Below are 11,247 nucleotides of genomic sequence, written 5' to 3' on the forward strand. Positions count from 1 at the left end.
GCACCCCGTTCCGCCGGCGGCGCCGCCCCCGTCAGAACGCCCAGCCGAGCGCGTCCGGGTCGCAGGCGCAGCCGGGCCGGGGGCGGACCTTCACTCGGCGCGTGCGTCCCGTCACCCGATCGGCCCGCAGCACGCCGGGGGCCGGTCCGGTCCGCAGCGCGTCCACGGTCAGCACGGCGGCCCGCAGCGCCGCGAGCCCGTCCACCTGTCCCCGGTGCGCCGACGGGCCGGGCGCCGTCGGGGCACCGGGGACGCCCGCCGGGTCCGCGGGCCATCGGCACAGCGGGCACCCGCGCACCCCGGGGGCGCACCACGGTCCGACCGTGACCGCTCTCGGCCCCACCGTGACCGGCAGCAGCGGGTGGTCGGCGGCGAGGGCGTGCGCGGCCAGGTCCGCGTCGAGCACGGACCCCACCGCCACCGTCGCCTGCCCCACGAGCACCGGCACCGGGCCGTGGTGCGCGTAGAGGCGCAGCCCGGGGGCCACATCGCCCAGCCGGCGCGCGAGCGCACCCGCCCGGGGCCGACCGAGGTCCCCGGGCAGCAGGCCGGTCCCCAGGTCCGCGGCGTCGACGGGCCGCGGATCCCACAGGGCCAGGCGCAGCGCCCCGGCCCCCGCGAGTGCGTGGGCGATCGCCGCGCCCACCGCGTCGAGGCCCGCCACATGGACGTCGGTCGGCGGGGCCCACGCCCCCGGCTCCAGCGCTGACGCGGCGGCGTCATGAGGGACGGTGGTGACGGTCTCGGCGACGGTGCGCACGGCTCTCCTCTCAGCTCGGTGCCTCCCACCCTGCCAGGGCACTCCCGGACCGCGCCGGATTGTCCACAGCCTGCGGTCCATGCCGGACAATGGCCGGATGCGCCCTGTCCCGCCCGCGAGAGCATCGATCTGGACTGGGAGGGCACGCCCGTGCGGCTCGTGCGCTCCACGGCCCGCACCCGCACCGTCTCGGCGGCGTGGCGCGACGGCCGCCTGCAGGTCAATGTCCCGGCCCGGCTCTCGGCCGCGCAGGAGCGCGAGTGGATCGGCCGGATGGTTGCGAAGGTGGGCGCACGCGGCGGGACGGGGCAGCCCGCGGCCGACCCGGACGGCCGCCCCGCCGACGCCCGCTCCGACGACGCGCTCCTGGCCTGGGCGGGACGGCTCTCGGCGGCGCACCTGGGCGGGCGGGCCCGTCCGGTCGCGGTCACGTGGTCGGCCCGGCAGCGCCGCCGCTGGGGCTCGTGCACGCCGGCCCGCGGCACCATCCGGCTCTCGACGCAGCTGCGCGGCATGCCGGACTGGGTGGTGGCGGCGGTGCTCGTCCACGAGCTGGCCCATCTGCTGGAGTCCGGACACGGCCCGGCCTTCCGACGCCTCGTGGACCGGTACCCGCGCTACGCCGAGGCGATGGCCTTCCTCGAGGGGGTCACCTTCGCCGAGGGCCGCGGTCGCACGGCGCCGGACCGGTGGGCGGAGGACGAGGACGCGGGCTGACACGACGGCGGGCGGCCCGCACCCGAGGTGCCGGACCGCCCGCCGCCGTCGTGCCGGGAGGGGCTCAGCCCTCGCGCGGCGCGTCGCCGAAGCCGCCCTCGAGGAGCTTGCGCAGCTCGTCGTCGAGGGACTCGGCGCTGGCGTCCGCGGCGGAGCGGCGCCCGGCGTACCCGGCGGGGTCCTCGAGGTCCTCCGCCGTGGGCTGACGCTCGGGATGGCGCCAGATCTCCTCGCGGTACTCCGTGCCGTGCTCGGCCGTGACGTACTCCCAGAACGCGGCGGCCTCGCGCAGGCGGCGCGGGCGCAGCTCGAGGCCCACGAGGGCGGCGAAGGCCTGTTCGGCCGGGCCACCCGAGGCGCGGCGTCGGTTCATCGTCTCGCGCAGGGCGGCCGCCGACTCGAGCGGGCGCGCGGCCTCGGCGACCACCACGTCCACCCAGCCCTCCACGAGGGCGACGAGCAGCTCCAGCTGGTCCAGCGCGGCCTGCTGGGTGGCGTCCGGGGCGGCGATGAAGGACGCCCCGTCGAACACGGCCTGCAGGGAACCGGGGTCCATCGGGTCCACCGACTGCGCGGCCCGCTCGATGCCCTCGGTGTCCAGGCGGATGCCCGCGGCGTACTGCTCGACGGCGGCGTACAGGTCCCGCTCGAGCCACGGCGAGTGCAGGAACAGGCGCATGCGTGCGGCCTCGCGCAGGGCCAGGTAGATGCGGATCTGGTCGTCCGGCACCGAGAGCCCGTCGCCGAACTCCTCGATGTTCACGGGGACGAGGGCGAGGCGGTGGCCGGCGACGGGCAGGCCGATGTCCGTGCCCGAGAGCACCTCCTTGCCCAGGGCGCCCACGGCGCCGCCGAGCTGCAGGCCGAACATCGTGCCGCCCATGTTCTTCAGCATGGGCTGCAGCCCGCCGAGCAGGGAGGCGTCCATGCCCTCGGGGAGCTGACCCGGCAGCTGCTGCTCGATGGCCGCGGACATCGCCCGGGACATCGAGACGGCCACGGGCTCGGTGAGCCGGCGCCACTGGTCCATGGTCGCCTCGACCCACTCGGCACGGGACCAGGCCACGCCGACGCTGCCGACGGGCTCGGTCTGCGTGACGCCGTCGAGCCACAGCTCGGCCAGCCGCAGCGCCTCGTCCACCTCGCGTCGCGCGAACGAGCCGACGGCCGGGTCCTCGCCGGCCACGGCCTGGCGGGCGGCCTGCTTCGCCAGAGACCAGTTCACGGGGCCGTCCGAGCCGGAGCCGGAGCTCATCATCGCCTGGAACTGGGCCATGGCCTGCTGCATCATGGCCGGATTCAACTGGGACGGGTCGAAGGGCACCCCGCCGGGGCCGCCCAGGCCCTCCATGGCGCGTCGGACGTCGTCCGGGTCGGGGCCCTGGCCGCCGAAGAGCTGCCGCAGCATCTCCTCCAGGGGGTCGCGGCCGTCGTCGGATCCGGGCGTGCGCGCGTCGTTGCTCATGTCTCCAGCGTATCCGCGTCGGCGCGGCGCGCCCGCCCTCCCGACGTCGCGGCGGCGCGGTTCGCCCATGGCGCACGGCGTCGCGCGGGGCAGGCGGGGGTCGCGGTCCCGCGTAGACTGGTGTGACCGTCGCCGCGCGGCACGTGCCCGGCGGCGAGGACGGCCCGATCAGGACCCCCAGGAAAGACGGTGTCGCGTGCGCGCAGTGCCCCCGAGGACCACCCGCGCCGCCCGCGTGCCCTTCTCCGGGTGGCTCGCCCTGGGCAGCGTCGGGCTGACACGCGGAGGACCCGCCCCCGCCGCGCGGGGCAGGGGCCGGCCGGGCCGGCCGAGCGCGCTCGTGCTGACCATCATTGCGATGGCCGTGCTGGTGGGGCTGTTCGTGGTGTTCACGAACGTCTACACGGACGTGCTGTGGTTCTCGCAGCTGGGCTTCACCGAGGTCTTCTGGACCGAGGTCCTCGCCAAGGCCGCGCTGTTCCTGATCGCCGGGCTCGGGATGGCCCTCGCCGTGTGGCTGGCGATCCGCACGGCCTGGCGCCACCGCCCCGCGGACGCGTCCGCGGCCGCGCGGGACTCGCTCAGCCAGGCCCAGCGCCAGCTCGAGCCCATCCGCCGCCTGGTGTTCCTGGGTGTCCCGCTCGTGCTCGGCGTGTTCGCCGGCTCCACCGCGATGAACGGCTGGAACACGGTCCTGCTGTTCCTGAACCAGGTGCCCTACGGCCAGGCGGACCCGGAGTTCGGCCTGGACCTCATGTTCTTCATGGCCACCCTGCCGTTCCTGACGCTCGTGGTCGGGTACCTGATCTCGGTGGTCCTGGTCTCCGGCATCACCGGTCTGCTCGTGCACTACCTGTACGGCGCGGTGCGCGTGGAGGAGGGCGGCAGCGTGCGGATCACCCCGGCGGCGCGCGCCCACATCGGCATCACCCTGGCCGTGTTCCTGCTGCTGCAGGGCGTCAACTTCTGGCTCAACCGCTACCGCACCACGCAGTCGCAGACCGGCAACTGGGCCGGCGCGCTCTACACGGACGTGAACGCGGTCATCCCGACGTCGGCGATCCTGGCGGTCACGGCCGTGATCGTGGCCGGCCTGTTCGTGTGGACGGTGGTCTCGGGCCGGTGGCGGCTGTCGCTGATCGGCACCGCGGTCCTGGTCATCACGGCGCTCGTGGTGGGCACGGCGTACCCCTTCATCGTGCAGGAGTACCAGGTGAAGCCGTCCGAGCGCACGCTCGAATCCCAGTACATCGAGCGGAACATCGCCATGACGCGCGAGGCGTACGGCCTGGACGACGTCGAGGTGACGAACTATGAGGGCGCCACGGACCCCGAGGCCGGGGCCCTGGCGGGCGAGGAGGCCAACACGGCCAACGTCCGTCTCATGGACCCGAACCTGATCTCCCAGACCTTCGGGCAGCTCCAGCAGTTCCGTCCGTACTACTCGTTCCCCACCACGCTGCACGTGGACCGCTACGAGGTGGACGGCCAGACGCGGGACACCATCCTGGCGGCCCGTGACGTCAACGTGGACGACATGCAGTCGTGGGTGAACCGCCACACCATCTACACGCACGGCTACGGCATGGTCGTGGCCGACGCCTCCGAGGTCGCGGCCGGCGGCCGGCCCCAGTGGCTGCTCTCCGAGATCCCGACGCGCGGGCCGCTGGCCTCCGACCAGGACTACGAGCCGCGCATCTACTTCGGGCTCAACTCGCCCTCGTACTCGGTGGTGGGTGCGCCCGAGGGCGCGCCGGCCGTCGAACGCGACCGGCCGCAGACGGCCGACTCCCAGGAGGACACGGCGTACACCTTCTCCGGCGACGGCGGCCCCTCGGTGGGCAACCTGTTCAACCGGCTCGCGTACGCGGTGAAGTTCGGCTCGCCCGAGCTCGTGCTGTCCTCGGACGTGAACGAGGCCTCGCAGATCCTCTACGACCGCGACCCGGCCGAGCGCGTCCGCAAGGTCGCGCCCTACCTGACGGTGGACACCGCCCCCTACCCGGCGATCGTCGACGGCCGCGTGCAGTGGATCGTGGACGCCTACACGACCTCGGACCAGTTCCCGTACTCCACCGCGCAGCAGCTGGGCGAGGTCACGGTGGACTCCCTGAGCCAGGGCCAGAACCCGGCGCTCCAGGGCCGGGTGAACTACATCCGCAACTCGGTGAAGGCGACGGTGGACGCGTACGACGGCTCGGTGTCCCTCTACGCGTGGGACGACCAGGATCCGCTGCTGCAGGCCTGGCAGAACGTCTACCCGTCCTCGCTGCGCCCGTACTCGGAGATGAGCGCCGGACTCCTGGACCACGTCCGCTACCCGGAGGACATGTTCAAGGTCCAGCGCGAGCTGCTCGGCCGCTACCACGTGACCGACGCGGACGACTTCTACGAGAACAACGACGCGTGGTCCGTGCCGTCGGACCCCACGCGCGAGGAGGACGTCAAGCAGCCGCCGTACTACATGACGCTGCAGATGCCCGGCCAGGACGAGCCGGCGTTCTCCCTCACCAGCAGCTACATACCGCAGATCACGGACGGTGCCCAGCAGCGCAACGTGCTCTACGGGTTCCTCTCCGCCGCCGGCGACGCCGGCACGGGGGAGGACGGCGTGAAGGCCGAGGGCTACGGGCAGCTCCGACTGCTCGAGCTGCCGCGGTCCACCACGGTGCCCGGCCCGGGCCAGGCGCAGGCCAACTTCGACTCGAACGCGGACGTCTCGCGGGAGCTGAACCTGCTGCGCCAGGGCGCGTCCGAGGTGCTCAACGGCAACATGATCACCCTGCCGGTGGCCGGCGGCATCCTCTACGTCCAGCCGGTGTACGTCCGCTCCTCGGGCGGCACCACCTACCCGACGCTGCGCAAGGTGCTCGTCTCCTTCGGCGACAAGGTCGGCTTCGCGGACACCCTCCAGGAGGCCCTGGACCAGGTGTTCGACGGGGACTCGGGCGCGGTCACCCCGGAGGAGAACCAGGCGGAGGCGCCCGCACCGGGCGAGAAGCCGACGGCTCCGGGCACGGTCGAGGAGGAGCTCTCGGCGGCCCTCGAGGAGGCTCAGGACGCCCTGACCCAGGGCCAGGAGCGTCTGGCCGAGGGCGACTGGGCCGGCTACGGCGAGCAGCAGAAGCGTCTCAATGAGGCCCTGAAGCGTGCCACTGCCGCCGACGACGCCCTGGGCGGTGACGCGCCTGCCCAGGAGCAGGCCCCGGCCGAGGCGAGCCCCGCGCCGTCGTCGAGCCCCAGCCCGACGCCGAGCGGCTGAGCCGGCGCCGGCGGGCCGTGCCCGCCGGACCGTCGACGACGGCCCCGGCCACGCACCGCGCGTGGTCGGGGCCGCTGTCGTCTCGGGGCAGGTGGCCGCCGCATGGCCGCCGGATGGCGGGGTGCTGACGCCGATTTGAACTCGACGGAACAGGTGTGTATAGTTGTAGGAGTCGCCGCGGGGTGGAGCAGTTCGGTAGCTCGCCGGGCTCATAACCCGGAGGTCGCAGGTTCAAATCCTGCCCCCGCAACGAGAAGGAGAAGGCTCCCAGCATCTGCTGGGGGCCTTCTCGCATGTCCGGACCCGGTCGCCCCGGCCCGCCGGCACGGTGCCGGCGGGCGAGCCGACCGCCCTCGGGCGATCAACGCGGGGGAGCGGGAGCGTCAGCGGCTCGAGGCCCGGACCGCCTGCTGGGCCGGGGTGCGGCGGCCCGGGTCGGTGCGGCGCAGCCAGACGGCAGCGATGATCGCGATGACCGCGATGGCGCCCCAGATGCCGACGACGGCCCAGGACAGGCCCGCGAGGAGCAGCAGCGGCACGAAGGACACGGCCGCGATCTCCACGGGCACCACCGGGATGTAGGCCACGCCGAACTGCTCCATGGTCCCGGACTTCAGCTTCGGGTCCACGATGCGCAGCATGGCCACGCCCGTGGCGACGGCGCCGGTGGCCCAGCCCCACGTGAACAGCTGCTTCTCGAACCACGCGTCGGTCATGACGCGCGGCGCCACGACGATCCCCAGGAACAGGGCCAGCGCGAGGCCGATCACGAACAGGAGCAGCAGCGGCTGCCAGTAGTCCACGACCACGGTCGGGGCGATCGCGGCGATGCCGCAGACGATGAGGATGTCCGTGGCGGTGCCGGACACCGAGTTCAGCGAGCCCGGGTCGAGGAACTTCGCCGTCTTCGTGGCCTGGAACAGGACGCGGGCGATCAGGCCGAGGAGGAACGCGATCGCGAACGCGGGGATGATCAGCTGGGGACCGTCCTCACCCACGACGCTCGGCCACACGGCCGTGATCCAGGAGACCACGCCGTGCGCGGCCGCCGCGATCATCGCGACCACGCCGACCTGGAAGGCCAGCGACTCCACCGAGGCCGCCGAGAAGGTGTGCCGGCCGATGACCGGGCGTTCCTCCACCTGGTTCAGCACCCCGGTGCGCAGCTCCTCCGGGATGGAGGTCAGGCCCGCGAACTCCCGCGCGTGGCCGCGCTGCGCGCCGATCTTGGCCTGGATGATGCCACCCACCACGCCGACGATCATGCCGACGGTGGCCGAGGTGTAGGCCAGCGAGGTGACGGTCGCATCACCGTTGGCCGCGTACGCCTGGCCCACGGCGGCCGCGGAGCCGAAGCCTCCCGCCCAGCCGGCGAACAGCAGGGCGGCGAACGAGTCGGGCGCGTCGAACAGCGGCTGCAGGAGGACCAGCGTGACGAGGGCGCCGATGGCCACCTGGGAGGAGTAGATCAGCACGCCGTAGGACGCGAACGCGCCCACGGGGCGGCCGATCTTGCGGACGTCGAAGTCGTCGGTGAGCGCGATGCACACGAACACGATGACGATCAGGATCGAGCCGTACGTGCCCAGCTGGGAGCTGAACGGCAGCCAGCCCAGGCCGTTCGGGCCGAGGGCCAGGCCCAGGATGCCCGCGATGACGGAGGCCGGGATCATCAGGGTCTGGAGGGGCGTGATGACGGCACGGGCCAGCGTGCCCACGGCCAGGAGCGCGCCGATGAGGCCGGCGTCGACCAGCACGGACCAGGCCGTGAACTGCTCTTGCATGGGGTTCTTCCTCTGTGCGGGGACGGGGGTGTCCCACGGAGCGTGCCGAGGGACCCCGGGACAGTACCAAAGGAGCGCGGGGGCCGGGGCGCGTCCGGGAGGAGCACCGGGCCGGGGCGCACGAGGACGGCCCGCCGCGCCGGCGTGGGCCGGGCGACGGGCCGTGGGGCGGGGCGGGGTCAGCCGCGCGCGGTGCCGGTCTCCTCGGCGGTCCCCTCGGCCGCGTAGTCGAGGGTCAGGGTCTCGTCGGCGTCGACGTCGCCCGAGGCGAGGGCGGCCTGGCTGGCGCCGCCGGCCTTGAGGGCTGCGAGGCGGGCCTCCACCTCGGTCTTCTCGCCGAGGTCCTCGAGGGACTCGAACTGGGCGTCGAGGGAGGAGGCGGCGATCTCCTGCTGGCCGCGCACGCGGGCTTCCTCGCGACGGACCTTCTCCTCGAAGCGGGAGACCTCGGAGGTCGGGTCCAGCAGGTCGATCGACTTCACGGCGTCGGCCACCGCGGACTGGGCGTGGGCCGACTTGGCGCGGGCGGTCAGCTCGTCACGCTTGGCGACCAGCTGCTGACGCTTGACCTTCATCTGGTCCAGACCGGTCTTCAGGCGCTCGACGATCTCGCGCTGCGAGGCGATGGTCGGCTCCGCGGACTTCGCCTGACGCTCGAAGTCCATCTGGCGTTCGATGGCCACCTTGGCGAGGTTGTCGAACTTGTCCGCCGAGGCGGTGTCGCCCTTGGCGCGGAAGTCGTCGGCCTTCTGGGAGGCGGCCAGCGCCTTCTGGCCCCAGCTGCGGGACGCGTCCTGGTCCTCGTGGTAGTCGTCCTCGATCATCCGCAGGTTGCCGATGGTCTGGGCGACGGCGGCCTCGGCCTCCGCGATGTTGTTCGTGTAGTCGCGGACCATCTGGTCCAGCATCTTCTGGGGGTCCTCGGCCTTGTCCAGCATCGCGTTGATGTTGGCCTTCGCCAGCGTGCTGATGCGGCCGAAGATGGACTGCTTGACCATGGTGTCTGCCTTTCGTCGGTCTTTCACGTCAGCGCAGACCGTCGGCCTGCGTCCACCCCGTCCCGCGCGTGCGGGCCGGGCCGGCGCCCGGGGCGCCGGAGTTCATGGGGCGGCGGTCAGAAGCCGCCGCCGGAGATGTCGCCGAAGTCGCCGCCGCCGAGGCCGCCGCCGTCGAACCCGCCGAAGCCGCCGCCGCCCCAGCTGTCGCCGTGGCCGCTGTTCAGGATCGAGTTCATCAGGATGCCGCCGAGCAGTGCCCCGCCGAGGCCGCCGCCGAAGCTGCCGCCCACTCCGGCGCGCGGGCGTGCGCCGTACATGCCGCCCATGCCGGGGCCGTAGCCGAAGCCCTCGACGTCCGCGCGGGCCAGCTCGCTCGCGCGCTCGGCCAGCTGGGAGGCGCGCTGCGCCTGCTGGAGGGCGGCCACGGGGTCGGTGCGGCCGAGGCTGATCGCCGAACGCAGCGTGTGGTCGGCCTCCGCGAGCCGGGTCCGGGCCTCCGAGCCCACCGCACCGCGCCGGGCGCCGATGAAGTCGGCCGTGCCGTCGATCTGCGCCTGTGCCTGGGCGATCGTGGAGGTGAGCACCTGGGAGGCCTGGCGGGCCTGCTCGCGAGCGTCGCGGACGCCGGCCAGCGGGGTGTTGAGCTGGCGGTGCGCGGCCTCGAGCTGGTGGAGCAGCTGCAGGGGGTCCGGGCGGCCGGCCGCGAGGGCCTGGCGCACCGCGTTCAGGGCGGTCTTCATCCTCGCCACCGGGCCGGCCAGCTCGGGGTTCGACCCGTTGGCCACGAGCGCCTCGGCCTCGGCCACGTCCTGCTCGGACTGGGCGAGGCCCGTCTGCAGGTTGCTCAACATGGCCCGCAGGGACCCCTCGGCCTTGCCCACCGCCTCCGTGAGCGTGTCCACCTGGCTGAGCGCCTCCTCGGCGGCACGCACGGCCAGCGCCGCCGTGGAGCGGTCCTGGGCGTCCCACGCGCTCCGCGACTTCGCGACGGCGGTCTCCACGAACTCGAGCCGCTCCCGGGCCTGCGCCGCGTTGTCCGCGACCTCGGCGAGGGCGGACTCCGCGTACTGGCCGCGCAGCGAGGCGATCGCCGACTCGGCGTCCTGCACCCGGGAGCGGGCCTCGGGCAGGCGGGCGTCGACGCGCTCGAGGGCCTCGGGCACGTGGTTCTCGAGGTCGCGCAGGGAGTCGAACTCCTTCTTGTGTGCCGCCAGGGACGCACCCACGGCCTCGCTGCGCTGGATGATCTCCTTGAGCCAGGCGCGCTGCTCGGCCTCGGTGTCCGGGATCTCGTCGTCGAGCTGGTGCTGGAGCTGGAACGAGGCCCGCATGTGCTCCTTGGCCTGGTCGATGTCCTCGCGGAACGTCGCCACGGACTTCTCCCCATAGGACGCCTCGGCGAAGCCCAGCTCCTGCTCCGAGGAGCGGATGGCGTCGTCCGCGGCCACGAGCTTCGAGCCGGCCTGGGTGCGCAGCTGCTCCACGCTGAGCTCATCGAGGGGGTCGCGGCGGGCCTCCTCGGTGCGGCCCCGTTCGACCTCGCCGCCCTGCGTGCGCCTCCGGCTGCGGGCCACGAGCACGCCGCCGCCCACGGCCGCGGCCACCGCACCCGCGCCGAGGACCGCCGTCAGGGCCCCACCGCCGTCGGAGGCGCCCTGGGCCGTGCTCCCGCCGCCCGTGGTGCCGGCTGGCAGGGCGCCGGCCGGATCGTACTCGGCCCCGCTGGCCCCCGTGCCGTCGAGCGTGCCGTCGGCGGCGTCGTCGAGCCCCTGCACCGCGGCGGTGCCCACCGCCAGCCAGTCCGCCGAGCCGGGGTCCGTGCCGATCTTGGACAGCTCCGGGCCCACGTAGGTGCGCGTCACCTGGTTCTGCAGGTCCGCGTCCCCGCCGCTGTCCAGCCCATAGGCGCGGTCCTCGACCGCGATCGCCAGGACCGAGTCGTTCGTCCCGAGCCCGCGCTGGCGCGCCACGTCCTGGGCCAGCGTCTGGGCGTCCGTGCTGAACTCATCCACGTAGACGACGTACAGCCCCTGCCCGGTGTCCCGGCGCAGGTCCTGGATCTCCTGGGTCAGCCGCTGCTCATCGGAGGTCGAGAGCACCCCGGCCTCGTCCACCACGTACACGCCCGGCGGCACCGTCACGGCGTGCGAGGCGGGTGCCGCCACCAGGAGGCCCAGGCCTCCCAGACCCGCGGCGGTCACGGCGCGCGCCAGACGGCCGACATCGGCGGGGCGGGTGGGCACGGTCATGCGGGGTCTCCT

At 73.8% G+C, this 11,247-nt stretch carries 7 protein-coding genes and 1 tRNA gene; 3 read left to right on the forward strand and 5 right to left on the reverse strand.

Annotated elements, in window-relative coordinates; translation table 11 throughout:
• Positions 1-31: 31 nt before the first annotated feature.
• Positions 32-760: a ThiF family adenylyltransferase gene (locus J1M39_RS05765; RefSeq protein WP_122054442.1), complete on the reverse strand. Its 729-nt coding sequence runs from the start codon at positions 758-760 to the stop codon at positions 32-34.
• A 150-nt stretch (positions 761-910) separates the two neighbouring features.
• On the opposite strand from J1M39_RS05765, the gene J1M39_RS05770 reads away from it, so the two are divergent.
• A complete protein-coding gene (locus J1M39_RS05770; protein ID WP_342344716.1) occupies positions 911-1,477 on the forward strand; it encodes a M48 metallopeptidase family protein in 567 nt (188 codons plus the stop codon).
• A 64-nt stretch (positions 1,478-1,541) separates the two neighbouring features.
• Here J1M39_RS05770 and J1M39_RS05775 read toward each other — a convergent pair whose 3' ends face one another.
• Complete coding sequence (locus J1M39_RS05775) at positions 1,542-2,942, reverse strand: zinc-dependent metalloprotease (protein ID WP_206496559.1); 1,401 nt, start codon at positions 2,940-2,942, stop codon at positions 1,542-1,544.
• 358 nt (positions 2,943-3,300) lie between these two features.
• On the opposite strand from J1M39_RS05775, the gene J1M39_RS05780 reads away from it, so the two are divergent.
• Positions 3,301-6,204 (forward strand): UPF0182 family protein, encoded by a 2,904-nt coding sequence (locus J1M39_RS05780; protein WP_241253886.1) that lies wholly within the window; start codon positions 3,301-3,303, stop codon positions 6,202-6,204.
• A gap of 176 nt (positions 6,205-6,380) precedes the next feature.
• Positions 6,381-6,454: transfer RNA gene (locus J1M39_RS05785), tRNA-Met, on the forward strand.
• 133 nt (positions 6,455-6,587) lie between these two features.
• On the opposite strand, the gene J1M39_RS05790 is transcribed toward J1M39_RS05785, so the two are convergent.
• The 3 genes from J1M39_RS05790 to J1M39_RS12435 all read right to left on the reverse strand — a co-directional run bounded on the left by J1M39_RS05790 (position 6,588) and on the right by J1M39_RS12435 (position 11,235).
• Complete coding sequence (locus J1M39_RS05790; RefSeq protein WP_036341163.1) at positions 6,588-7,988, reverse strand: sodium/glutamate symporter; 1,401 nt, start codon at positions 7,986-7,988, stop codon at positions 6,588-6,590.
• 179 nt (positions 7,989-8,167) lie between these two features.
• The gene (locus J1M39_RS05795; RefSeq protein WP_206496560.1) at positions 8,168-8,986 is read right to left on the reverse strand and encodes a PspA/IM30 family protein; all 819 of its coding nucleotides are present in this window, start codon (positions 8,984-8,986) and stop codon (positions 8,168-8,170) included.
• Positions 8,987-9,102: 116 nt separating this feature from the next.
• On the reverse strand, positions 9,103-11,235 hold the full coding sequence (locus tag J1M39_RS12435; RefSeq protein WP_206496561.1) for a TPM domain-containing protein: 2,133 nt from the start codon (positions 11,233-11,235) through the stop codon (positions 9,103-9,105).
• Positions 11,236-11,247: the final 12 nt, after the last annotated feature.

The organism is Micrococcus sp. KRD077 (assembly GCF_017168505.1).
Lineage (GTDB): Bacteria > Actinomycetota > Actinomycetes > Actinomycetales > Micrococcaceae > Micrococcus > Micrococcus luteus.